This is a genomic window from Bacillus sp. LSHTCR4, assembly GCF_057197025.1.
In genome coordinates, this window is the sequence record NZ_JBXUNO010000001.1 from 2,249,791 (window position 1) to 2,274,086 (window position 24,296).

The window sequence follows — 24,296 nt, forward strand, 5'->3', positions numbered from 1 at the left end:
TTCACATATGGAAAACACCTTTTATTTCTAAAACTCTTAACTGTTATTTTTCGTATTCCTACTCTCCAAAACTTTCTCCATATTATGAGTCGCCCACTCCATCATTAATAGAATCATTGGACGAAGTGATTCACCAAGCTCCGTTAACGAATATTCTACTTTCGGGGGTACTTCACGGTACACTTCACGATGTATGATACCATCTGCTTCGAGTTCCCTCAGCTGCAATGTTAACATTCTTTGTGTGATATTTGGTTTTAATCTTTTTAATTCATTAAACCTCTTTGTACCATCTAATAAATGATACAAAATAACCCCTTTCCATTTCCCTCCAATGACCTCAACCATCGCTTCCACTGGACAAGAATATTTATTTAAAAATGGGTAATTTATATTATTTTCATTTGAACAATCCATAATAAATCCCTTCCCTTAACATTAGTATCTTTTTTGATACTATACCACATAAATGTGCGTACTTGTGTCTATGTTACTTTAAAAATATAATTTACTTACAAAATAAATAAATGAAAAGAGGAACTTTTATGACAAATACAAATCAAATTACAAAAGAAAAAATTATGGAGGCTTTTCATTTCAGACATGCTTGTAAAGAGTTCGATCCTATGCAAAAAATTTCAGAAGAGGATTTTCATTTCATTTTAGAAACAGGAAGATTATCTCCTTCTTCTTTTGGATATGAACCTTGGAAATTTGTTATCGTACAAAATAAAGAAGTAAGAGAAAAACTACAACCGTATTCATGGGGTGCTGGTGGGCAACTTGCAACAGCTAGCCACTTTGTCATTGTTCTTTCAAGAAACATTAAAGATATGCACTATGATGCAAAGTATATTAAATATATGATGAACGATATTATTGGATTGCCTGAAGACACTCAAAAAATTAGATATGAATTCTTCAAAAAGTTTCAGGAATCAGATTTTAACTTATTACAATCCGATCGTGCTGTATTTGATTGGTCATCTAAACAAACTTATATTGCTTTAGGTAATATGATGACGAGCGCAGCTCAAATCGGTATTGACTCTTGTCCAATAGAAGGATTTGATAAAGAGAAAGTAGATTCTTTACTTCGTCAAGAAGGCATTATAAAAGATGATAACTTTGAAGTATCTGTTATGGTTGCCTTTGGTTACCGTAAAGAAGAGCCAAAACGTGATAAAACAAGACAGACTATGGATGCAATTGTTGAATGGATTCAATAAGATAACACGCGCTCCTTATAGCTGCATACCCATACGAAAGAAGTAGAAGTTCATTTTTCTTATGTATGAAATTAGTTTTTCATGGAAAGATATATTAGTATGTATGCAGTTTAAACACTCTATTTATTAGAGTTGGACAGGAGGAGAATAAATATGTCTGATATTGAAGTTGGCGAAGTGTTTACTCTTAGTGATGAGAATAACGAAGAGCAAGAAGTAGAAGTACTTGGAGCAATGGATGTCGAAGGTGCTGAATATATTGCAGTTGCTTTCGTAGAAGACATTCAAACAGAAACTGAGGAAGACATTGATATTTTCTTTTTAAAAGTAGAAGCAGATAGTGAGTTCTCATACATTGAGAATGACGAAGAATTTGAAAAAGTATCTGCTGCATTTGAAAAGATTTTGGATGAGCAAGAGCAAGAATAGAATGCAGGAAACACACGAGGACGGATGCATATCCGCCCTCTTTTTTATTCATCACTCATCCAAAGACTTATGCAGCAATTCTAGTACATCTTTCATCACAACAGGACCGTCTTTTTTTACATGCTCAGCAAATTCAGAAACAAGGCGTAATGTTTTTACACTTTCAATCGGATGCTCGCCTGACGCACTTTCAGCAGAAAGCATAACAGCATTCGTTCCGTCCATTACGGCTTGAAACACATCAGTCACCTCAGCCCTTGTTGGAATAGAATGCTCTACCATGGATTGAAGCATTTGTGTTGCTGTAATAACATATGTATTCGTTCGATTACATTCCTGAATCATCATTTTCTGCAAGAGCGGAATAAATTGGTACGGCAACTCTACTCCTAAATCGCCCCTTGCAATCATAATTCCGTCTACTTCTTTACATATATCTTGAAAATTCTCAATCGCTTCCATCGTTTCTATTTTTGCAATTAAATTAGGAGCAGTTTCTTTATGCTCTTTTATAAAGTCCCTTATTTCTTTTATATGACTAGGTTTTCTTACGAAAGAACATGCGATAAATTCAACATCCTCTTCTAAAAGAAACTGAATGTCTTTTTTATCTTTCTCTGTAATAGCTGGTAAACTAACGATTGCTCCTGGTAAGTTCACGCCTTTATGAGATGAGATATTACCACTTGTCTTGACCTTTGTTTCTATTTTATCCGTACTTACCTTCTCAACGATTAACTCAACTTCACCATCATTCATTAAAATTCTACTTCCAACTTTCACATCATTCGCGATTCCTTCATAATCAACACTTGCTCCAGTACTACTCCCTGTAACTGGTTGCGTATGCAAAATAAAAGAATCTCCTGCCTGAAGTGTAATTTGTTCTCCTTTTACTTCACCTAGCCTTATTTTAGGACCTTGTACATCACCTAAAATTTTAATAGAATCGTCTAACGATTTGACTAAACGAATGATATTTTTATGACTTTCATGCGTACCATGTGATAAATTTAGCCGAACAATTTTCATACCATTATTTATTAACTGCGCTAACGTTTCTTTATTATTACTTGCTGGCCCAATTGTACAAACTCGATCGATTGTCATATTTCCACCATCCTTTTTCGTTAGGTTTCCCATAAACTTTAATTACACTCTCTACATAAAAAAAGCCTACTCCCACAAGTAGGCTTTTGAAACTACGAAAGTTTCGTCAATAACTGATTTAAATCTTTTTTCGTTTTCGTCGTTAATGACTTCATTTTAGTAATATCTATCTTTTCTTTCTCCGCTCCTACAATTAACGGATACATACTTTGTCCAATTGTTTTATATTCAGCTGGGTGTGATGTTTCTAACTCTTTCTCAATTACATCCCACTTTGCATTAATTTGTTTTCCAAGTTTATTTACTGTTTCTAATTTCGGATTAGCAGCTAATTGCTTGTCTAAGCTATCAATTAATGCAGCAACTTCTTTCACACTCGTTTTCACAGCTACACTTTTCTTCGGATCTTTCGTTGTTTTTCCGTCTGAGTTTGTACTTGTACTTTGATCTGTTGTTTTCCCGCTAGTCGTTTGATCATTCGTCTTTTCTGTCGTCTCTTTTTCTTTTGTTTTTACATTCTCATTTTGAGTTGACGTTTTACCGTTACTTTCTGTTCCTGATGATTCTTTCGTATTTTTTGCATCTTTATCTGTTTTTTCATTTGAAGAAGTATTTGTTTCTTTTTCAGTATCTTTCGTTGTTTTTGACGCTTCATCTGCACTTGTCGTTTTTGATTCTCCTTCATTTTGCGCTGTTACTTGCTCTTTCTTTTCCGTATCTTTATCTGCTGAAGGACTACAAGCTGCCATAGTAAGCATTGTACCAATTGTTATCGATGCGATAGCGACCTTTTTCATTTTCATATAAATCCCCCTATGTTTACGTAATTTATCCTCCCCTTTACGATTCGATTTCCCCGTAAAAAATCCCTTTTCATACGAATTATCATTTTTCCGACAGTAATCTTCATAATAATACGTACAAAAACTGATAAACTCATTTTAATATTCGAGTTTCTTCTACTTCATTTTTCTGCTCGCAAGTAAAAGAAAAAGAGTATATTGTCACATGAAGCATTGCGATCCTCATATGACGATATACTCTTCTATCAATTTTTTATCTTTCTTGACATTTTATTTATACAAAAAAATAAAATTTTCTTCTGTTTTTTTGTTTCTCAACAATTGTTAACATAACATTATTATGAGTAACCACCATTCGAATGAATAATTTGCCCAGTAATCCATTTTGCTTCTTCACTGACTAAAAAAGAAATTACGTGTGCTGCATCTACCGGTTCTCCTACTTTACCTTGCGGGAACTTCCATACTAAGTGATGCTTCAGCTCCTCTGTCATCCATCCTGTATTCGTTGGTCCTGGATCAACAGCATTCACTGTAATCCCCTTCTCCATCGCGACTGGTGCTACTGATTTTGTAAATGCTTCAATTGCCCCTTTCGTTGCTGCGTATGCCAGTTCATCAGGCATTGGCCCGAGTGACTGTCCTGAAGTCAGGTTAATAATACTTCCACTCGCCTTGCTTGCATAATGTTTTATAAATAATGAACTTAATAACATAGTAGCCCGAACATTTACCGTATAATGTTTATCTAACTGTTCTACATTTAATTCTTCAATTCTCGTATGAGTAGCATACGCTGCATTATTAATTAATATAGATGGATTACCTAACCGTTCTGATACCATATAAAACAAACGATTTGGCGAATACGACTGCGATAAGTTGATTTCTGCCATTTCACATCGAACACCGTAACTTTCAATCTCCTCTTTCAACAAAAAGGGCTCTTCGTCATGCATTCCCCACGGCATCGCTTTATCATACTGAGACCAGTACGTGAAAAAAATGTCTATCCCTTTTTGAGCAAGCACCTTGCATACAGCTGCACCAATTCCATTCAGACGAGTTGCCCCTGTTACAATTGCTATTTTCTTCACCTTTTCTCCTCCATCTATGGATAAATCCTCTGCACGAATACAGAGGATCTATCTTTTTATTCAATATTTGACAATATACGTTCTGCACCTAATTTTAACATTTTAATAAAGATATAATTTACTATCGTAAACATTATAAATAAAACGATAAACATAACCCACAGTCCTACTTGAAGGAAGAAATATAATAGGCTTACTCCCGCTACAAGAACTAAAGCTATAAAAATATTAGCTAAAAAATTCCACAAAGTTGTATAGCGGCTCTTAAATAACTTCTGCTCTGTATCCCAGTGTATATCTGCAGTTTGTGCGTCCCAGCGTGTACCGATTAAATTAATTAACAGTAAACCGTTCGCACTTAGTAAAAACCACAGTAACATGAAAACAGGAGAAATCCCTGCTACAACTGCCATCGTAATACCGAACACTGCTAAAATAATTACATTAATTAACCAAGCAGTAATTGCTTTCGCAAAAAAGATATCCGAAGCTTTTACAGGTAAATATCGATTCACAAACCAAGAGCTTCCATCACGTGAGAATGACGTTGTTGCAATAACGTTACTTCCCATTAAGAATAGAGAGGCACAAAGGCCTACCCCAATTGCAAGACCTGCTGATTTTGGATTATTAATATAACTCGTAATCCATTTTAAATTTCCATCTTGTACAAATAAAACGAAGAACAACATAATCGGCATAACGAAAGTTTGTACGATACAATTTAAGAAAAATTGTGGTGTACGGAATAACGTTTTAAACTCTTTTTTCACATACGCTTTCAAATGTGAGCTTTGTACCGTTGATTTCTGTAAGCCTTCTGCTGAAATGACTTCTTTTTTTGCTGTACTCGTTGAAAGTCCAATAACCCCTTTTAAATATGTACGCTCTGCAATGTAATAAAACAACACAAAAAATACAAATGAAATAAGTGCAAAGATTATTACATATAAAGGACCCTTCCAATTTGCATTTTCTACTAACGCCACTGCTCCAAAATATGTAGTTGGAAAATAATTTGTCATTTGTACTAAAAGAGAAGATTCGTTGTTTGCAAGATAATTTGTAATTGCATCTTCAGAAAACGAACTTTTATTTTTCCACTGCAAAAATACATTAATCCCTACAATAAATAGTATACTTACGATTCCAATAAATATATTTCCTCGATCTTTATTTTTCGCTATATTTGTATACCTCATAATAACTGTCATCAGTAACGAAGCTAATACTAACGGCACAATCGGGAAAAGTAAGTAAATAAAAATCATGTATATGTAATATGTAATAAATGCGCCACTTTTTAAACCGTACGTAATAAAGATTGGTAGTAAAATAAATGAACTCATTACGTATTGTGTAATTAATACCGTTAAAAATTTTGCCGAGATAATTTGCGCTGGTTTCAATGGTAATGGTAGTAACATTTCAATGTCATTGCTGTAGTAAAATACAGTTAAAATGTTCGTTATACTCATTAAAAATACCCATATACTCGCAATCGCAAGTCCCATTGCAATAATCATTCCTGGGTCTTGCCCTAAATGTTTCATACCTTCATACATTCCGTGCGTCATCGAGCCGAATATTAAAAAGCCCACAAATAGTATTGCTGCAAACGAAAATAAATATGCCCATCTCTTCTTCTTATCTGTTATAAAATCTGCATAATTTAATTTCAATAATACTTTCGTTAACGTCCAAATTTTACTCATTGCCCGTCATCTCCAAGAACATTTTTTCAAGTGATTCATTGGATTTAAAATGATCTCTCATTTCATTTAAATTCCCTTTAAACTGCAAATTCCCCTTATTAATAATCGCAACGCGGTCACATAATTTTTCTGCCACTTCTAATACGTGTGTAGAGAAAAACACAATCTTTCCTTTATCCGCATGTTCTCTCATCATTTCTTTTAAAATATATGCAGATTTCGGATCAAGCCCAGTTAACGGTTCATCTAAAATCCATACATCTGGCTCATGCACGAGCACACCAATAATTACGATTTTTTGTCTCATACCGTGTGAGTAACTTTGAATTTGATCCGATAACGCATTGTAAAGATCAAATTTCTTCGCTAAAGACTCGATTCGTTCTTGGCGTACTTCTTTCGGCACTTCATACATATCTGCCATAAAGTTTAAATATTCAATTCCCTTTAAACGTAAAAACATATCTGGGCTATCTGGAACATAACCAAACGTCCTTTTCGCTTCCATCGGATTTTTCATAATATCTTTACCGTTAATCGTGATCGTCCCTTTGTCCACCCCATGAATACCAGTAATCATCTTAATTGTCGTTGATTTACCCGCACCATTCGGTCCTAAAAATCCAAAGATTTCTCCGCTAGGCACAGATAAACTTAAATCTTTTACTGCATAGGTAGAACCATTATAACTTTTTGACACATTCGTAATTTCAATCATTCCATCCAATCCTTTCCTTAATTACCAAATAACTATATCAACATTATAGCATACTTATATTTTTAGATTTTTGTATTTTTCAGTTTTTTAACCTTTGAAATAAATATACAAGCCTAATCCAACGATTAAAACGACAGCTAGTATAATATAAATCATTGTAAGCCTTCTAATATTTCCTTTTGTTGCTTTACTATAATTTGCATCACCATTTCGCCCAATTAACACTGTCGCAACTACAGTAATCACTACAAGTAATACAACGACCATGATCCAAGTTAGCATACCTTCCTCCCCCTCCTTACAACCATTTTACAATATTATCCTCTTTATTTCGCAGCATATTTCCTCTTTTTACTATTATTATGAAACAAACTGGAAAACTATTATTACCATTCCTATCCATACGTGATATATTTATAACATAACGTGATTTATTTCTAACATGATAAGGAGGAGCTATCATGAAAACAACTTGGATAAAATATTTAGGATTTCTTGGTTTCTTCGGTTTTCTTGGCTTTTTTTATGAAAAAGGATTGTTTACTATGTTTTGTTTCTTCTCCTTTTTCACCTCATATAGAACCGTTCAACACGATGAACTGTTTGAACAAATCGTTAATAAATCGTGCCGCAATGCCTTTATCGTTACATTACTAACTACTGCTATCATTCTGTTTCTTGAAATGTTATTTCCAAACCCGGCTCTACAAGAAATTGATATCGCTCTTATTTTCGGTACACTCATTCTTACGTTTGGTTTTTCTATGTTCTTTTACGATAAACCAATTGACGAAATGGAAGATGCACCATGGCGTTCATAACAAGGATAAAAGAATACCGCGCCAAATTGAATATGACACAAGAAGATTTAGCAAAAAGTGTTGGTGTACGTCGTGAAACAATTAGCCATCTTGAAAAGGGAAAATATAATCCTTCCTTACAGCTTGCTCACGATATAGCGAAGGCACTTCATAGTACGATTGATGAAGTTTTTATTTTTGAGGATGAATAAAAAATACCGGTATTCTTTTCACAAAGAATACCGGTATTTTTCGTTTATCACCCATACAAAACCGCATGAAATACGCCCAACAGTAAATATTGATCCTCTATATAACCCTCATCATACACATTCATCTCAATATCATACATATCTTCCTCAAGACGAATATTCCAATCTGCGATTATATAACCTTTTCGCAATAACTTTCCCATCCCAAAAGTAGTTTTATGAACAACAAATTCTTCTGCCTTATATGTAAAGGTAAATAAGAAATTTGCATCTAATAACTTTCCGTCACATACAAGTATTTCATGCTCTGCATCATGATTATCTTTATATGTTACTAAAATTCTTCTTTGGCGCTGCCTACTTACATCCTTTGCAATGACGCGAATGTTGTTCTTACTATCCTTTATTTCATAAATGATATTACTACCGACTTTCGGAATGAAGTCTAGCACTTTCATTAACGTATTTTTATAATAGCCCCGTACTACGCCTACACCTTCGCTTCCATTGTAAACGTCGATAGGAACCGTATCCGCTTTACTATCACACGGTCGTTTGTAAGAAAGCTGCATCTTTCGCTCTCCTCTTAAGTACTGATCAAACGTCACAGGATATTGTATCGCGTGCAGTTCCTTATTTAGCTCATATAAATAGCATTGAACGCTCTCCACTAATGTTGCAGTAGAGATACATTCCTGAAGTTCAAATTGTTGCCAACTGGAATAAATTCTCCACTGATCGTCCTCTTCATAGGAAAAATTAAGAATGATCTCATCACGGTCAACCGTTTCATAATTCATCTGTACGTTCTGCCCGTGTTGCACTTGCTCCATCCACTGTCCTAAATAAATGCCTAGCTCTGCGACCTTCACATGTGACTTTTGAAAAAGTACGCTGTCACTCGCGCAAATCGTTACATCCCCTTCGATAAAGCCCTTTGAAAAAGCATCATACCGCGGCTCATCCTTCTGCGGGATATTCTTGTCTAACTCAAATGAAAACTTTAACATTCTTTATTCACCTCTAGTTGTTACACAGCTCTTTCCTAAATTGACCGCAGCAATTCAAAATATATCAACGATTTTTTCGATATATCGACGATTGGACAAAGAATATCGACTTATCAACAAATCTCGACAATACTACTATACGGTCACCTTTTCTCGTGTTTCTTCCACAATCTCCATAATGCGAAGCAGACTCTCCACTTCATAAGTCGGCTTAACACTCGCCTTATTCTCTTTCAAACTCGGATTATACCAACACGTATCAATGCCGTAATCTTCTCCGCCTTTCATATCAGAAGTTAACGAATCTCCAACCATTAGTACACTTGATTTATCCGTAACCCCAAACTTTTCAAACGCATAATCAAAAATCTCACCCGCTGGTTTTTGATGGCCAACCTCTTCAGAAATAATAATATGTTCAAAGAAGTTACTTAAAGGTGAATTTCCGATTCTAGATTGTTGCACCTTCGTATATCCATTCGTAATGATGCCTAGCTTGCAATCTTGTAGCTTCTCACATAATTGCACTGCACCTTCAATAAGATGTACTTCTTTCCCTAAGTTTTCAAGATATACGTCACTAAATTGCTGTGCATCTACTTCTATATTATGAAGTGCAAATAATTGTCTAAATCGATCTACCGCTAATTCACTTAACGTAATCATTTTATTTTCTAAATCTCTCCATAATCCATTACTAATCTCTTTATAACTTGCAAGATAATCACTATACCCTGTAGGCATACCAAACTGTACAAACGCATTATGTAATGCGTGTTTTTCCGTTTCAGGGAAATCTAATAATGTATCGTCTACGTCGAATAATATAACTTTATATTTCATTATGCTCTCCTCAACTAGTACGTTATTTACAACTTGTATTTTCTCATTAATTGTCTCTTAAGTCGAATTTTTTTCTTTTACGAAAAGCAGCTGTCCAGAGATCTTACAGTTGTTTAAAACACATGAGTCATGTTATTCAAAAATAATTAATTGTGAAAATACTATAAATTTGAGATAATTTGGATAATAGATTCAAATTATAAACTGGCAATCCAGAAACTGTATTACTCTAGTTCTTATAGGAAGGGAGCGGAAAAATATAGTAAATTCATGGGAAAGACCTAAAATAAACATCCCAAAAACAAAAAGTGAATGGGTTGGAGATAGTATTGGATATTCATTGTTCTTTGGATCCATCATTTTTTTGATTATCATTTGGGGAAGATTACCTGAGGAAGTACCCGCACATTATAACGCATATGGTACTGTAGATCGTTGGGGATCAAAGTGGGAGCTTTTACTTCTACCAGGAATAGGAGCATTCATACTCCTTTTAATGCAGACTTTAGAAAAGTTTCCAGAAGTTCATAACTACCCAAAAAGATTTAATGAATTGAATGCGAAGCAGTTTTATTTAAACAGCAGAAAAATGCTTAATCAATTAAAAAATGTCTGTTTACTTATTTTTTCTTTCATCCAATTTGAAACAATTTCAATAGCTTTAAATTGGAGTGGCGGTTTTGGTAAATTATTTTTACCAATATTAATAATTGGGACAGCTATTCCAATTATTATAGGCATCATAAGGCAACGAAAAATTTCATAATGCAAACAACGATATTCGGTTATCAATCACTTTATGGAACAAAATTATATGAACAATAAGAAAAGGAGGCTAATCCACATCAGCCTCCCTCCCCATTATTTTCCCTCTAACAATAACTCTTTCATTTCCTCTAACGACTCGTTCGTAAAGCCTAAAGCTTTTTCAGCATACGCTTCAACTGAACCATATTGCTTTTTCACTTCATCAATCGCTGCTTGTAAATACTCAGCACGTGCTTCGAACATCGCACCTAATATCGCTCTACTCTCATCGTTTTGTAGTTTTGCACCTAAAAAGGCCATCATTTTCTCGTTTAACTTTTCACGGAATCCGTTACTTAATAAGTAATCTTCCATTACTGTTTTCTCTGGTACACCTAGTAAAAGTAATAATAATGCTGATCCAAATCCAGTACGGTCTTTCCCAGCTGTACAGTGGTTTACTAACGGTAAGTTTTCCGGGTCTTGCGCTAAGTTTAAGAAGCTCACGAATGCTTCGTTACCACTTACGAAGTCTTGATTCATTTTCACAAGATACTCACCTGGTTTTCCTAACATAGAAAGGTCACCAACTTGGAAAAATTCATTTATATTTAAATCTTTCGCCAAGTCCTGCATAACTGGTAAGCACACTTGACGAGCGCCTGTAATCTCAGGGTTTGGCTTATGCTTCACTTCAAAGTCTGTACGGTAATCGCAAATTAACTTTAAACCAGACTTTTGTAAATACGCAATATCCCACTCTGTTAGTCCTGCTAATTCTTCAGAACGGTACAACTTGCCCCATTTTACTTTACGGCCTTCAGTCGTTTCATATCCTCCCATATCACGGAAGTTAAACGCGCCTTGTAATGGCAGTCTACGCTCAGCTACTGTTACTGCTTGTCCATTACTACCTACTAGTCTAAAATATGGACGCTCATTTCCGCTCGGGTTTTCAATTGTATATGATGATTCTCCATTTACCGTTGCAAGTAATTCTCCATTTTCTTCAATATGATCTGGCGAAGTACTCCAGTAAATGCGAACTTCCTCTATATTATTTTCCCACTTTATTTGTAACGTATTATCTTCATTTCTTTCTACAGTTGCTTGTAACCAATGTCTTTGCTGCTCCATTCTTTCACCAACGCTTTCTCTTATAATCGAATCTTACTCTATTGTATTATAGGAATATCTACTTTGTCGTTCTCATTTTTCTTTTTATCTTACAAACACGCAAAAAGTTCTTTTACTTGTTCAAAATTTGTACATGGATTCCCTCGAAATACGTATGCGATTTGTTCATTACCAAAGTTTTCATATACAACTGTTCCGCGATCAGGGTGCGAATAAAACTCTAACCCGTTTATAATTTGTTTTGGGCCATAATTCATTGCCCATGAAGAAACAGGATAATACGCTTTGTTTTTATGTCTACAAACCCAAAGTGCATATAGTTCATTATCTTCATCCCAGTATACATATTGTATTTCATCATTTCCAAAACCAACTGATTCAAGTTTCCAACTTACCTTTTCATGAATTGATAATTTAACATAGGATACGTCTTCGGGATCATTCCACTCACGACATCTTCCTATCTCGCCCATTTCACCTCTCTTCGCTTGAAAGCTTAATAAGTGAAATGGTGTATGTAATATCGTTCTTGCAAGCTCCATATTTACCGGTTGTAAATCAAATAGAAATTGTTCCATTTCATCTTGGTTTACATATCCACGATCAACAGAAACTTCAATTTGTGTTTTCCATCTAGATGTAACGTAACTTTCTTTCCCCTTATAATTTATACCTTTCCAATACACAAGCCATTTATATTGAAAGCATTCTCCTTTTGCTTGAGAAATACAACTATCTGGAAATACTGGCTCCATTATATCGAGAAAAAACTCTTTTATCCGAAACATTCCAGTTGGAGTAACAACCTGAAACCAAAAACTTTCCCACTTTTCACCTTCATAACGTTCTGAAACTTTTTCAATTCTCCATCCTTCTAACAATACATTTGGATACAGTAAAACGAATGAATGCATGAATTGTTTTAACATTTTCACCCCTCCCGCTAAATAAGTTCGGGAAAGTACATCATTCCCCCTCCTAAAACTTCCTCACATACCGCTCAGTTGGACTAAGCAGCTGACATCCGCTCTTTTCAAAAACATCCTTCATCCACTCATTTTTCACATTTGTCTCACCGATATAATAAGATGCTCCTATTTCTTTTAAGACAAACATTGCTCCTGTAAAGAATGCTGCTTCATACCCTTTCTTTCGCATATTTGGAGCGACTGCGAAATACATGAGTTTCCCTTCTTCTAACGTACCCCTTTCAATATGCGGGATTACAATTCCTATCGGCTCTTCACCTACACTCGCTGTTAAACAATGTTCTTTCCATTGCTCACCAATTTCTTGTAGCATCATATTTACAAATTGATCATAAGTGACTTGTTCTTCTGTCATTTCGTTCCAAAGAGAATAAAATGTATCTTCTCCTACTTCTTCAATCAACTTAAAATCAATTTCACTTTCTACATCTTCCACTTCATATATATCCTTACATACAATCATGTTTTCAGTAACATATTCAAAAGAATACGCTTCGAAACATTTCTTATACACATCATAATTTGGGCTTTTTGAAGAAACTTCAAAATGTAAGTTTTCAATTCCCTCTTTTTCAGCCTCAGCAACGCAATATTGCATGATTCCCTTTAATTGCTCTTCTGTAAAAATCTCTGCATTATTTTCTTTTATCATGATAGAAGAAGCATTTCTTCTTATTTTAAAATGTTTTTCTAACTGTTCTATGGTCATCATATTCTTCCCTCATCTATGTCATACTTGAATTTCTACTTGTTCTCCTTGCATGAGCAGGATTGTCCTTGAATATATAGAATACTAGAAAACATCGCATCTTTAAAGTGCGGAGGAGGTTCTCCATTGGACATTACAGCGCTGCAACAACAGTTAGAGCTTATACAACAAAATGACTATACGCAACTGCGACATATAGATATAAATGAATTAACGCTCCATATGCTTCAGTATATCGGAACAACTGATAGTTACGTTCGTTACCAGCTTATATATAAATGTTTTGTGCATTTTATTCATCATGAATTCCTTATGGATGATCAACTGAAATTACTGTTGCAAACTTGTTTAAGTGATGAATATTTATATTATGACATTTACTCCCCGCATTCAGATGGGGTTTTCACACGTTCTTACACTGTTTCGTTAATTGCGTTAATACTCCAATTCGCTAATTCGCACTACTTTTGTACAGAGGAGGATATTGAAGAAATAAAAAACAAACTCATTACATACACAAACTTAGAAACAGATTTCCGAGGCTATATTGAAAATAAAGGATGGGCTCATTGTCTTGCTCACGTATCTGATGCCTTTACGGAAATTGTTCATAATACGTATACAACTTTTGAATGGTACGAAGAGTTAATTCATTGTTTATTAAATAAAATCTTCATTCCATCTGACCTTTTTCATAATAACGAAGATGAACGCATCGTTACTCCTTTACTAGCGATGTTGTATCATGACTTTCCGCAAGACGAGTTAATTTCTATTATTCATAAAAAAATAAAAAGGCTTCCTCAAATTAGAAAACGCCTTTCGTTAAATGAATATTGTATTTTATGCGCCAACATTAAAACCTTTTTACGCACATTATTTTTCAGAACGAAAGATGACCATAACTTAGCCTTTACAGCACGTAAAACAGAAAGAATGTTAAAAGAACTTCCTAATTATTATTAGCTATAAGGAGAACAACTATGGGGTATATCGAAGACATGAGAAATTTAGTAGGAAATCATCCACTGATTTTAATAGGTTCACACGCTATTATAGTAAATGAGAAAAATGAAATATTATTGCAGCTCCGTACAGACTTCAACCGCTGGGGTATTATTGGCGGCGCCTTAGAATATAACGAAACGTTAGAAGACGCTTTAAAACGAGAAGTATATGAGGAAACTGGACTTATTATTAAAAATCCAAAACTATTTCGTACATACTCAGGACCAGATTACTTTCAAATCTATCCAAACGGCGATCAAGTACACGGTGTACTCGTTGTTTATATTTGCCGCGAATTCCACGGTGAGCTTAAATGTGATCAAACTGAGTCAAAAGAATTGCGCTTCTTCCCATTTGATGAATTGCCTATTACTCTTCATCCAATCATTGAGGGGATTCTTCGTGATTTTCATCACTCCAATTAAAAATAGAAATCAAATAACCTCATTTCCCGTCATGACAACGTGAAATGAGGTTATTATCGTTCACCGTAAATCCCTATTTCCCCAAAATGATATTAACGTTCTCTTTCTACAACTTTATATCCCTTTACAAAAAGGATAGTTATATAAGAAACAATAAATGAAAGAATCGTATACATGCCAACCCAAAAGAAAAATGCTGGATCGTGCACTGTAACATGTAACATAAGAAAAATAAGAAATGTTACCATTGGCATCACGTAAAATATACCTATTTTATATGTCACAGCTATTGAAAAAATACAAATAAGCAATGGATATATACAGAAAATCAAAATTGACTCACTCAGTGGTATGTCCCCATATCCATCAAGCAAAGATTCTTAATTACCCCCATAATGATAATTTTATAATGATACTAGAATAAAAGCCAAACGCTATGCATATTATGCAAAGTGTTTGGCCTTATTTACTCAAAAAAATATCCAATTGTATAGATAATCCATAAGTGGGCCGGATAGAAAATATAAAACATATATTTTGTAAATGCATTATTTAAACCACGTTCCCCGTTATATATGAAGAAGAATGGCAACGCAAATATCATCATCCATTGATTATTGAAACCAAATAGACCTGTATCTGTAAAGAGTTCTCCGACCATAAGTAACGTTGGAACATCTGATAATGAAAGTAATACATATGTTACAATTAACCATATTTTCTTCTCCCTAAAGAAGTAGAAAATTAAGGTCATTGTCACTCCAAAAATACTTGCCTCTGTAAACATTCCTAATATAGCGACAATAATGGTAGTTGGAATTCCTAGTAGATAGTTTTTTGTACGCTTTGTATAATCAATCGCACATAATAACACGATTCCAAACCCAAGCGACAAGAAAATATTGTTGTGAAGTCCACTTCCCCTTGGGAATATGTACTGAATTAGCGCTGAACCTGCAAACATAATTGCTGCCCATATAAACACACGCGTAGCATACTTTTTACGATTTCGTGTATAGAAAAACCCTTCCACTACAAAATAGAAGAAGATTGGTGCCACAATACGTCCTGGATGATGCATCCACATTGGCATACCTGGAATGTAAGTATACACGTGGTCAATGATCATAAGGATCATTGCAAAAACTTTTAATTGAAAAGCATTTAACCTCATAAAACCTAAACCTCCACCTTACATGATACTTAGATACTATTAATCTTCTGGAAACACTCTTTTATTTTCATAAAAAGTATTAATTTTTTGTCTAGGAGGTTCTTTTGTAAAAATAGAACCTCCTAAATAGTGAAACTTACTATAATATATTGAGGTTAAGTAACTAGAACCTTAACCCCATGTCTTGTTAATTTATAAGTTTTTTCAAATAACTTCGTCGAATGATGAAAAAACTTATAACAAATAGCAATAAAAATATTCCTACACCTATTGCTGTGACCCCATAAAGCGCGGATGAAAACTGGTTACGCATTGCAAACATAATTCCACATAGAAGAATAGATGCAAGTACAAACGGGATAAAAATTAATGTCGCTAACTCCTTGGTCACAACAGAAGCTAATTCTTTTATAGAAAAGCCAAGTTTTCGTATTCCTGCATATTTTTCTTTTTCTCCTTCAAGTGCCATTTGCAGGTAAAAATAAAGTATACTCATTGCTGCGCTCAAAAAGATAAGACTCATCATAAAACCGATAAAGAATAAGAGACTTACCGTGAACTTCTCTGTATTGTATAAATTAATTTTCGAATGAATTTGGCGCTCATACTGTATTGGGGTAATTTTAGAGAAAATGGTTTCAGCTAATTCGTTTTTTTCAGTCCAATGCTCAACCTCATAAGAAAATACTTTGAATATAGGATAATCAATGGTTTCATAAACCGCATCTGGGACGATGTAGTATACCCTTTGTACACCTGACATTAAAATATTTCGTTTCTCAATTCCTGCATATTGAAGTTCTCCAAATGGATAGTCATGAATTAATTCCGTACTTGGAAGAATATTTTGATATCCTGCTACAACATAGTACTCATCATCTTTTAAGAAAAGAGTTTTATGAATGCTAAATGCATTATAATTTGAAACCGACATAAAACCGATATTCTGATTTTTATCTGTTTTAAATGCAGAATAATATGCCTCGTATTTACCTTGTTTTGCTAATGTATGTTCAATGAATGAAACGTCTTCCTGCTCACTTTCCGGCTTATTTCCTGGAAGTGAGATATACTGAAAACTGTACGGTTCTAATGATTCCACTCTCTTATCTATATTGTAATAAGAACTGTACAGTACGTTTGTACATAAAAATACACCTAACAATAAGATAGTTAATAAGTAGATAAGATGGGCATGTGAGCGCCCTTTGGCTTTAAGGTTCGAAACATAAAGCATATTTGTTTTTTTGTAGTATGATGGATGCTTTTGTAATACACGAATCGATAGCAACATTCCCTGCGTGATTATAAAATAAATGGCTAATAGGGAACTGACAAATAGTAAAAGGTAATAGACCATTCCAGGTGATTCAATCCAATTCAGTTCTAAAATAAGTGATAGTGCTAAAAATCCACTCGTTATTACAGATAGTAACAACTTCCATGGTGCAGGTGTTATTAACTTTTCCTGTGTTACATCTGTTTTTAACAGAAGAACAGCTTCTTCCTTGTTAATAAAACGTGTTATAAATTTAGAAACGATACAGAATAAAATTGTAAATAAAATAGTCGTTAATGCGATAGCTTGTACTGGTATATACATACCAAAGCTACTCGCTTGTAACACCCTTTTGGTGATCATTAAAAACAAAGGGGCGATTACAAGCCCAAGCACAATCGCTGTTAGGATTGCTATACCAGCAATAAACATATTTTCTCTGAACAACATCTTACGCACTTGCTGCATAGATGCCCCAGTAATCATAAAAATGCCAAGATTTTTTGTTTTCTTTTTCAAGAATGAAAACATCGAATAAATGATGAAAACGAATGAAAAAATATACACAATAAAGCTCGTAAGCATCATTACAAGGCTAAGTGTACTTCCTATTTGAATGGTCGTCACCATTGGATGGAATGCTATAATCGAAAATAAGAAAAATATTAAAATGGAAAATACACTGCTTAAAAAATAGGAAATATAGGTCCATTTATCGCGCAAAATGTTTTGAAGGACTATATGATTAAAACTCACGCTGACCACCACCTAAAAATGTAAGTGTATCCATGATTTCCTGATAAAACTCCTTTTTATTATTACCTTGATACACTTCATTAAAAAGAATGCCGTCTTTTATAAAAATTACACGATGTGCAAAACTAGCAACATAAGCATCATGTGTCACCATTAAAATAGCAGTGTTAAAGGTCTTGTTAATTGACTCAAACAATGTCATAACATCATTTACCGCTTTAGAATCTAGGTTTCCAGTTGGTTCATCGGCTAATAATAACCCGGGTTCATGAATAACAGCTCGTGCAATTGCCACACGTTGTTTCTGTCCTCCTGAAATTTCAAATGTGCGCTTTTTTAAAATCCCTTGAATCCCTAAAAAGATCGCAACTTTCTCTAGACGTTTATTCATTTCTGTAGCCTTTACAGAGTCGAGTGTTAAAGGTAATAAAATATTTTCCTCGACTGTTAAAGTATGAACGAGATTAAAATCTTGGAATACAAATCCTAATTCTGTGCGACGAAACTTCGCTAGTTCCTCATCATTTAATTCATACGGATTTTTTGAATTAATTGTAACGGATCCATTAGTTGGGCGATCGATTGTTGAGATGCAGTTAAGGAGCGTTGTTTTTCCACTACCGGAAGGACCCATTACTGCAACGAACTCATTTTTGTCTAAATGAAAATCAATGCCCTTTAACGCTTTGTAGGTAATTTCTCCTGTATATTCCTTTTGAAGCCCTTTTACATTTAAAATGGGGTTTGACATCAGTACTTCACTCCTTTGTATCTTTCAGTATTTTAGTATAAATATGCTTGTTACTTCTTAACATCTCTCAATGTGACAGCAAGATGACAAAATTGTCACATTCAAAACGGCTACCTTATTCGGTAGCCGTTTCTATACTTCTGGAGAGATCTATTGTAAATGTTGTTTCATTATCTTTAGAATGTAGGTGGTATGGATGATTTAATGTAGTAAGGATACTTTTTACTAAATAAAGACCGATACCAGTTGCTTCCCCTTTTATACGTCCTTTCGTTCCTGTGTAAAATAATTCAAAAACACGTTTTATTTCACTTTCAGGTATCGTTTCTCCTTTATTTTTAATGAACAACTGTCCATTTTCATAATGAATCATAATAGCAGAGTGTTTTTCGCCATATTTAACTGCGTTACTTAATAACTGGTAAACCACAACCTTTAGCCATTTACGATCTGAATAAAGCAATATATGCTCCGGTATAGTGCTTTTAGGAAAGATTTCTTCCTCAATAAAATAATCCCTTAAATCATTAATAACTTCCTGTACAATAAGTTTTAACTGGATTGGTTCTATTTTTAAATCTGCTAATAATTTAGTAGAGCGACTATACATTAGTAACTGATTTAAAGAGAAGTTCAGTTTATCACATTCAACTTTTACTTTTTGCCACTCTGCAAGGGAATTGGGTTCCTTAAACTGATTAGACTGTATAAGCAATTGAATGACAGAAAGTGGCGTCTTCATTTGATGAACTGCATGAGAAATCATTAATTGCTGATTATGTAAAGAACTCTTATATTCCTCTTCTTTTGATAAAAATAAGGATTGAATATATTGCAACTGAGTTGCGTATGCTTTCTCGTATGGAGCAATCGGCTGATGAATCATAAAACTTTCCGTATGGATGTTCTTGTTCCCAATATGTGTATACATTTTTTTACGACGTAAATAACGACAAAAAAGTAGTACGATCAATAGAGAGAAGGCTAGAAATATAAAATAAGTATAATGATTTTCAAAACCATCTAATCTATGAATCACAATTGGTAAGCTAATAAATGTAATGATATACAAAATAATAAAGCTCATATGGTCTTTTAAAAATAACTTCATGTGAGTTTCTCCGTTAATTGATAGCCAATTCCTCGAATAGTTGTAATTTCTAAAGTAGAATGAATGGCTTCTAATTTCTTTCGTACTCTTGCAATATTTACTGTTAAGGTATTTTCCTCAACAAATTCTTCCTCATCCCAAATTGCGGTAAGTAGTTGCTGTCGTGTTACAACATTAGGAAACGCTTCAAAGAACATTGTACATAGCTGGAGTTCTTTTATCGTTAATAGCTCCTCCTGATTAGGTGTGCATAATCGTACAGTGTCCAGGTTTAAAGCTGTATTTCCTATTTTTATAATTTTCTCCTGTACATTTCTTGCATATTCGCCATATATACGACGAATTTGTCCATTAATTTTTGCAAGTACCACTCCTAATAAAAAGGGTTTAGTAATGAAATCATCAGCCCCATTTTCAATGCCATACACTTGGTCCGCCTCACTCATACGAGCAGAGAGAATCACAATAGGACAATTCGATATTTGTCTTATTTTACGTGACCAATAATAACCATCAAAGGCAGGAAGGGTAATATCCATAATGACAAGGTGGGGTTGAAAATCCCGAAAAATTTCTAATACCTTTTGAAAATCTTCTACAATGAGGCAATGATAGCCATATTTTTCAAGATGGTTTTTTAGTGTATATGCAATATTCATTTCATCTTCAACAATCAATAATTTATACATTTCATCCTCCGATTTATTTATTAACTTTGTTTCATATCTTAATTTTAAACTATTATTGCTTTTGCTCAAAATGAGACCATTCTTATACTATATGGGGTGGCACCATATGCCCATCAACTTAAAGGTTTTATAACACCCAAAAATGAAAAAATGGACTTTTTTAATACAAGTTAGCACAAAATTTCGTTTTGGGGGTAGTTGTATTTTCTTAGCTTGATGGTGATGTGGCGGTACCCCTAATAGGATCTTCCAGTTTATCTTCATTCTTTTCTACGTTCCTTAATAGAGAGCATAATTATTAATCTTAAAATCGTTGCACCTGCAATAGACACCATAATTACAATCGTTTTCGAAAAAGATGCAATATTCTCGATTGGACCAATCATCTGTTTATAAACGTTATCTTTTGCATCTAATTCATAGAACGCTGGTAACCCCAATTTTTTTGCTTCTTCTTTAAATGCATCAATATCCTTAGGATCCTTTAATGAATAGATTGCATTTTCCAGTGAATTCATAACAGAATTTCGTTGAATTTCAGACCAACAATGTAGTAAAAATTGTATGCCCCACAAATAAACCAATTCCTTAAGGTACAAGGAATTGGTTTATTTGTCCTCATTACTCTTGCTAAAATAATTTGCAAATTATATGTTGTTTTTATTCGATTTTTCCTATGCTAAGGAACTATTGGCAGAAGCTATGATAAATATTTAATTTATAACTAACCTTGTTTTAACTCGGATTTTTGCTCTTGTCTAAAATTATTCAAGATTTTTATTGAGACAATAGCTATTAAAGTGAATGACATAAATGTATATATCACGAACACGTCGCTAGAAGAAGTACCGACGAACTACGTGCATCCATTATATTCACTTCGTTGACAGATTGAAATTTTGTTTAAAACGTGGAAGTCACTCTTTGAAATTGATGAATGTCAAAATATAAAAAGAGAACGCCTAGAGTGCCATTTATATGGACAACTCATCGGCATTCTCCTCTGTTCTTCTACGATGATTCAAATGCTTCAGTTTCTGCTTAAAAAGAAAAAACAGGAGCTGAGTGAATAAAATGTTAGATCGTTATCTCAATCTGATTTCCTTCAGGGTCACTTACTACACTTTCGTAGTAACCATCCCCTGTAGTACGCGGGCCGTTTAACACAGGATATCCTGCTCCTCTTAATGTATTCGTTAATTCGTTCACTTTTTCTTCACTACCTACAGAAAAAGCAATATGCGCATATCCTATTGTTTGTGTTTGTAATGCATCATCTATCCCTACCTGCTTCATAAGTTCTAGACGCGCACCACCTTCAAAAGTTATAAAATAAGATCTAAATTGCTTTTTCGGATTGTGATATAAGCTATTTTCTTCACCACCGAAGTACTGTTTATAAAAATCACGCATTCCTTCTAAATCATTCACCCAAATTGCTACATGTTCAATTTTCATAATCGACACCTTTTCTTTTATGTTATTCAACTGACAATTGGATGCTTCATTGCCAGCACATTTAATTTTCTTTATTGGTTCTCGTAATCATAAGATCAAGTCCTAGACTTTTTAATCCATATAAATAATCTTCTTTCCAATTGCTCACTGTTATTTTCGGGATATGTTCTACCGGAATGTACTGCGGACAACTTTTTACAATTTGATCTATAACGAATTGGTTCACTTCATCATCACAGAAGATGAATCCATGAGGGTTAATAATAGCTATACATGTAGCTATTAAACGAGTAATAGCATCTATATTATATTCCTCTGGATTATTCGAATCTTCACTTCTCAAAGCTTGCAAGAAATTTTTATTATTATACTGCGGAACGAAAGATATCTCTCCTGAGAAAAAAGTACTTCCTCTTACGACATCTCCATTAATCATAATACCTGCACCTGGACCATTTTGACCGGAATACAAATATACAAGAGAGGAATTATCATAGTTTCCAGTGTTTTTATAATAACCAAGCACTGCGGCATTCATATCGTTTTCTATTACTACTGGTATAGAAAACTGTTCCTCCAAATGACTTTTCAAATTAAAATTTTGGAATTTTTCATATCCAGGAATATAAAAAATACGACCATTATCAACCGAACCAGGCACACCAATTGATATAGAGCTTATTTTCGGGAATGTAGCGATAAGACCTTCAATATGTTTAGATAATAGATTTACGCCCGTATCAATTAACATACTTGAAGTACTCCCCTGTTCTTTTACTTCCCCTAAACAGTTAAAAATTGTATAGTTCGTCTCATTTTTTTCTAAAAATATCGCTAAACCTAACATATATTCTGGATTATATTCATATCGTTTCGCTCTTCTTCCACCACTTGAATCATCTAAACCAGCTAAAGTGACTTCACCATCTTGTTTCATTTTTTCTATAAATTTACTTATCGTTGGAAAACTGATTTCTAATGTATTACTAAGCTCAACTTTCGTTGCACTACCTCGCTCTAGAAGAGCTGTACGAATGCCGCGAAGGATTGTCTCTTTAATCGATTTTTGAGTAACAAATTGTTCACTCAAACCGCTCACCACCTTAATCAACATACTTATTAAACACTTTTAATAAGTTGCGTTGACAATATATCATACATCATTTTCTAAAGCAATAAAGATGCTATATTTCTACTAGTAGTATTCCGAATGCTTCCCCTAGTATACTTAAAAATTGTGTATAACCTATGATAGAAACTTACAGCAAACGAGAAAACCGGCAAAGCAAATAAGAAAAAGAGCGTTTCAAGAAGCAAGTAATGTCTTCGTACGATTTTCCGCACTCTTTTTCTTCATATGAAACACCTTTTACATTTTCTATACGATACGACATCAGTTTATTCATGTACTCATAAAAAATACTTTCTATAAGTCTATCGTTTTAATAACCTTGGCTGGGTTACCACCAACAACTACATTATTAGGTACATCTTTTGTCACAACTGCTCCTGAAGCAATTACAGCGTTATCTCCAATTGAAACACCAGGGTTAATAATAGCGCCCCCGCCAACCCAAACATTGTTACCAATCTTTACAGGCTTCCCATATTCTTTGCCAGAATTCCGCTCTACCGGGTGTAAAGGATGAGTAGCAGTATAAATGTGAACACCAGGTGCAAACATACAATGATCACCGATTCGAACTTCACAAACGTCTAAAATTACACAATTGAAATTTGCGAAAAAGCTCTTTCCAACATGGATATTGTAGCCGTAATCACAACGAAAATCAGGATTAATTTGCGCTTTCCCATCAGCTGAAGAACCTAAAAGCTGATTTAATAACGTAAAACGCCTCTCATCTCCTGTCTCCATCGCCTCGTTATAAAGGCGTGTTAAACGTTTTGCCTCCACCCTATCAGCCACTAATTCTTCGTCATCCGCAATATACATTTCTCCCGCTAACATCTTTTCTTTTTCTGTTTTCATACAATCCTCTCCTTCGTAATCAAATGAACCCCACTTATTAAACCTCTTTAATAAGCGACTTTAATTATACTTATTAAACAAGTTTAATAAGTAACCCTATAGTAGCA

Annotated in this window: 28 protein-coding genes and 2 pseudogenes; 8 read left to right on the forward strand and 22 right to left on the reverse strand. The window is 34.1% G+C overall.

From position 1 onward, the window contains the following. Positions 1 to 36: 36 nt before the first annotated feature. Positions 37 to 417, reverse strand: a complete 381-nt coding sequence (locus tag AC2CGR_RS11525; RefSeq protein ID WP_000340656.1) for a winged helix-turn-helix transcriptional regulator — start codon at positions 415 to 417, stop codon at positions 37 to 39. A 128-nt stretch (positions 418 to 545) separates the two neighbouring features. On the opposite strand from AC2CGR_RS11525, the gene AC2CGR_RS11530 reads away from it, so the two are divergent. Together AC2CGR_RS11530 and AC2CGR_RS11535 are read left to right on the forward strand one after the other, a co-directional pair. Then, on the forward strand, positions 546 to 1,229 hold the full coding sequence (locus AC2CGR_RS11530; RefSeq protein ID WP_087967663.1) for an NAD(P)H-dependent oxidoreductase: 684 nt from the start codon (positions 546 to 548) through the stop codon (positions 1,227 to 1,229). Positions 1,230 to 1,376: 147 nt separating this feature from the next. Next, on the forward strand, positions 1,377 to 1,658 hold the full coding sequence (locus tag AC2CGR_RS11535; protein WP_484480915.1) for a DUF1292 domain-containing protein: 282 nt from the start codon (positions 1,377 to 1,379) through the stop codon (positions 1,656 to 1,658). Between the two features lie 51 nt (positions 1,659 to 1,709). Here the strand turns inward: AC2CGR_RS11535 and AC2CGR_RS11540 are convergent, their stop codons facing one another. The 6 genes from AC2CGR_RS11540 to AC2CGR_RS11565 form a co-directional block, all read right to left on the reverse strand. Next, on the reverse strand, positions 1,710 to 2,801 hold the full coding sequence (locus AC2CGR_RS11540; protein ID WP_131100242.1) for a pyruvate kinase: 1,092 nt from the start codon (positions 2,799 to 2,801) through the stop codon (positions 1,710 to 1,712). A gap of 59 nt (positions 2,802 to 2,860) precedes the next feature. Then, positions 2,861 to 3,571: a hypothetical protein gene (locus AC2CGR_RS11545; RefSeq protein ID WP_484480838.1), complete on the reverse strand. Its 711-nt coding sequence runs from the start codon at positions 3,569 to 3,571 to the stop codon at positions 2,861 to 2,863. Positions 3,572 to 3,909: 338 nt separating this feature from the next. Continuing rightward, complete coding sequence (locus AC2CGR_RS11550) at positions 3,910 to 4,668, reverse strand: SDR family oxidoreductase (protein ID WP_087967655.1); 759 nt, start codon at positions 4,666 to 4,668, stop codon at positions 3,910 to 3,912. 56 nt (positions 4,669 to 4,724) lie between these two features. Further along, positions 4,725 to 6,383 (reverse strand): putative ABC transporter permease subunit, encoded by a 1,659-nt coding sequence (locus AC2CGR_RS11555; RefSeq protein ID WP_270184949.1) that lies wholly within the window; start codon positions 6,381 to 6,383, stop codon positions 4,725 to 4,727. After that, positions 6,376 to 7,101 (reverse strand): ABC transporter ATP-binding protein, encoded by a 726-nt coding sequence (locus AC2CGR_RS11560; RefSeq protein WP_087967652.1) that lies wholly within the window; start codon positions 7,099 to 7,101, stop codon positions 6,376 to 6,378. The genes AC2CGR_RS11555 and AC2CGR_RS11560 overlap by 8 nt, the downstream gene beginning before the upstream one ends. 87 nt (positions 7,102 to 7,188) lie before the next feature. Continuing rightward, positions 7,189 to 7,383, reverse strand: coding sequence for a hypothetical protein (locus AC2CGR_RS11565; RefSeq protein ID WP_000958870.1), 195 nt, complete (start codon positions 7,381 to 7,383; stop codon positions 7,189 to 7,191). A gap of 179 nt (positions 7,384 to 7,562) precedes the next feature. Between AC2CGR_RS11565 and AC2CGR_RS11570 the strand changes: the two genes are divergently transcribed. Further along, on the forward strand, positions 7,563 to 7,922 hold the full coding sequence (locus AC2CGR_RS11570) for a DUF3796 domain-containing protein (protein ID WP_484480839.1): 360 nt from the start codon (positions 7,563 to 7,565) through the stop codon (positions 7,920 to 7,922). Continuing rightward, positions 7,910 to 8,113 (forward strand): helix-turn-helix transcriptional regulator, encoded by a 204-nt coding sequence (locus AC2CGR_RS11575; RefSeq protein ID WP_270184948.1) that lies wholly within the window; start codon positions 7,910 to 7,912, stop codon positions 8,111 to 8,113. The genes AC2CGR_RS11570 and AC2CGR_RS11575 overlap by 13 nt, the downstream gene beginning before the upstream one ends. 47 nt (positions 8,114 to 8,160) lie before the next feature. On the opposite strand, the gene AC2CGR_RS11580 is transcribed toward AC2CGR_RS11575, so the two are convergent. Then, a complete protein-coding gene (locus tag AC2CGR_RS11580) occupies positions 8,161 to 9,123 on the reverse strand; it encodes a tubby C-terminal domain-like protein (protein ID WP_484480840.1) in 963 nt (320 codons plus the stop codon). A 135-nt stretch (positions 9,124 to 9,258) separates the two neighbouring features. Next, positions 9,259 to 9,966 carry a YjjG family noncanonical pyrimidine nucleotidase gene (locus AC2CGR_RS11585; protein WP_131100256.1) on the reverse strand — a complete coding sequence of 236 codons (708 nt, stop codon included), beginning with the start codon at positions 9,964 to 9,966 and terminating at the stop codon, positions 9,259 to 9,261. A 340-nt stretch (positions 9,967 to 10,306) separates the two neighbouring features. Here AC2CGR_RS11585 and AC2CGR_RS11590 point away from each other — a divergent pair, with 340 nt between their 5' ends. Further along, positions 10,307 to 10,732 (forward strand): DUF1648 domain-containing protein, encoded by a 426-nt coding sequence (locus AC2CGR_RS11590; protein ID WP_071726208.1) that lies wholly within the window; start codon positions 10,307 to 10,309, stop codon positions 10,730 to 10,732. Positions 10,733 to 10,827: 95 nt separating this feature from the next. Here the strand turns inward: AC2CGR_RS11590 and AC2CGR_RS11595 are convergent, their stop codons facing one another. The 3 genes from AC2CGR_RS11595 to AC2CGR_RS11605 all read right to left on the reverse strand — a co-directional run bounded on the left by AC2CGR_RS11595 (position 10,828) and on the right by AC2CGR_RS11605 (position 13,551). Next, entirely contained in the window at positions 10,828 to 11,850 is a 1,023-nt protein-coding gene (locus tag AC2CGR_RS11595) for a tyrosine-protein phosphatase (RefSeq protein WP_484480841.1), read from the reverse strand. Positions 11,851 to 11,939: 89 nt separating this feature from the next. Beyond that, positions 11,940 to 12,779 (reverse strand): hypothetical protein, encoded by an 840-nt coding sequence (locus AC2CGR_RS11600; RefSeq protein ID WP_087967642.1) that lies wholly within the window; start codon positions 12,777 to 12,779, stop codon positions 11,940 to 11,942. A 49-nt stretch (positions 12,780 to 12,828) separates the two neighbouring features. Then, the gene (locus tag AC2CGR_RS11605) at positions 12,829 to 13,551 is read right to left on the reverse strand and encodes a GNAT family N-acetyltransferase (protein WP_087967641.1); all 723 of its coding nucleotides are present in this window, start codon (positions 13,549 to 13,551) and stop codon (positions 12,829 to 12,831) included. A 123-nt stretch (positions 13,552 to 13,674) separates the two neighbouring features. Between AC2CGR_RS11605 and AC2CGR_RS11610 the strand changes: the two genes are divergently transcribed. Both AC2CGR_RS11610 and AC2CGR_RS11615 read left to right on the forward strand, forming a co-directional pair. Then, on the forward strand, positions 13,675 to 14,514 hold the full coding sequence (locus AC2CGR_RS11610) for a DUF2785 domain-containing protein (protein WP_088307315.1): 840 nt from the start codon (positions 13,675 to 13,677) through the stop codon (positions 14,512 to 14,514). A gap of 17 nt (positions 14,515 to 14,531) precedes the next feature. Continuing rightward, positions 14,532 to 14,981, forward strand: coding sequence for an NUDIX hydrolase (locus AC2CGR_RS11615; protein WP_071726214.1), 450 nt, complete (start codon positions 14,532 to 14,534; stop codon positions 14,979 to 14,981). Between the two features lie 92 nt (positions 14,982 to 15,073). Here the strand turns inward: AC2CGR_RS11615 and AC2CGR_RS11620 are convergent, their stop codons facing one another. From AC2CGR_RS11620 to AC2CGR_RS11650, 7 genes and pseudogenes are all read right to left on the reverse strand, one after another. Beyond that, a complete protein-coding gene (locus tag AC2CGR_RS11620; protein WP_071715294.1) occupies positions 15,074 to 15,328 on the reverse strand; it encodes a YbeF family protein in 255 nt (84 codons plus the stop codon). A gap of 119 nt (positions 15,329 to 15,447) precedes the next feature. Next, positions 15,448 to 16,155: a TraX family protein gene (locus tag AC2CGR_RS11625; protein WP_071715293.1), complete on the reverse strand. Its 708-nt coding sequence runs from the start codon at positions 16,153 to 16,155 to the stop codon at positions 15,448 to 15,450. A 187-nt stretch (positions 16,156 to 16,342) separates the two neighbouring features. Continuing rightward, positions 16,343 to 18,190 (reverse strand): FtsX-like permease family protein, encoded by a 1,848-nt coding sequence (locus AC2CGR_RS11630; RefSeq protein ID WP_071715292.1) that lies wholly within the window; start codon positions 18,188 to 18,190, stop codon positions 16,343 to 16,345. Further along, complete coding sequence (locus AC2CGR_RS11635; RefSeq protein WP_484480842.1) at positions 18,180 to 18,941, reverse strand: ABC transporter ATP-binding protein; 762 nt, start codon at positions 18,939 to 18,941, stop codon at positions 18,180 to 18,182. Before AC2CGR_RS11635 ends, AC2CGR_RS11630 begins: the two co-directional genes overlap by 11 nt. 115 nt (positions 18,942 to 19,056) lie before the next feature. Then, positions 19,057 to 20,052, reverse strand: coding sequence for a sensor histidine kinase (locus AC2CGR_RS11640; protein ID WP_087967638.1), 996 nt, complete (start codon positions 20,050 to 20,052; stop codon positions 19,057 to 19,059). Continuing rightward, the gene (locus AC2CGR_RS11645; RefSeq protein WP_071715289.1) at positions 20,049 to 20,741 is read right to left on the reverse strand and encodes a response regulator transcription factor; all 693 of its coding nucleotides are present in this window, start codon (positions 20,739 to 20,741) and stop codon (positions 20,049 to 20,051) included. The genes AC2CGR_RS11640 and AC2CGR_RS11645 overlap by 4 nt, the downstream gene beginning before the upstream one ends. Before the next feature lie 263 nt (positions 20,742 to 21,004). Beyond that, a pseudogene (locus tag AC2CGR_RS11650) lies at positions 21,005 to 21,265 on the reverse strand (ABC transporter permease); the annotation flags it as partial. A gap of 285 nt (positions 21,266 to 21,550) precedes the next feature. Between AC2CGR_RS11650 and AC2CGR_RS11655 the strand changes: the two are divergent. Beyond that, positions 21,551 to 21,811: pseudogene (locus tag AC2CGR_RS11655) on the forward strand (transposase); the annotation flags it as partial. A gap of 7 nt (positions 21,812 to 21,818) precedes the next feature. On the opposite strand, the gene AC2CGR_RS11660 reads toward AC2CGR_RS11655, so the two are convergent. The 3 genes from AC2CGR_RS11660 to AC2CGR_RS11670 all read right to left on the reverse strand — a co-directional run bounded on the left by AC2CGR_RS11660 (position 21,819) and on the right by AC2CGR_RS11670 (position 24,189). Continuing rightward, positions 21,819 to 22,199, reverse strand: a complete 381-nt coding sequence (locus tag AC2CGR_RS11660) for a VOC family protein (protein WP_071726219.1) — start codon at positions 22,197 to 22,199, stop codon at positions 21,819 to 21,821. A 61-nt stretch (positions 22,200 to 22,260) separates the two neighbouring features. After that, positions 22,261 to 23,289: an ROK family transcriptional regulator gene (locus tag AC2CGR_RS11665; RefSeq protein ID WP_484480843.1), complete on the reverse strand. Its 1,029-nt coding sequence runs from the start codon at positions 23,287 to 23,289 to the stop codon at positions 22,261 to 22,263. 336 nt (positions 23,290 to 23,625) lie between these two features. Continuing rightward, positions 23,626 to 24,189, reverse strand: a complete 564-nt coding sequence (locus AC2CGR_RS11670) for a maltose O-acetyltransferase (RefSeq protein ID WP_000845612.1) — start codon at positions 24,187 to 24,189, stop codon at positions 23,626 to 23,628. Positions 24,190 to 24,296 lie beyond the last annotated feature (107 nt).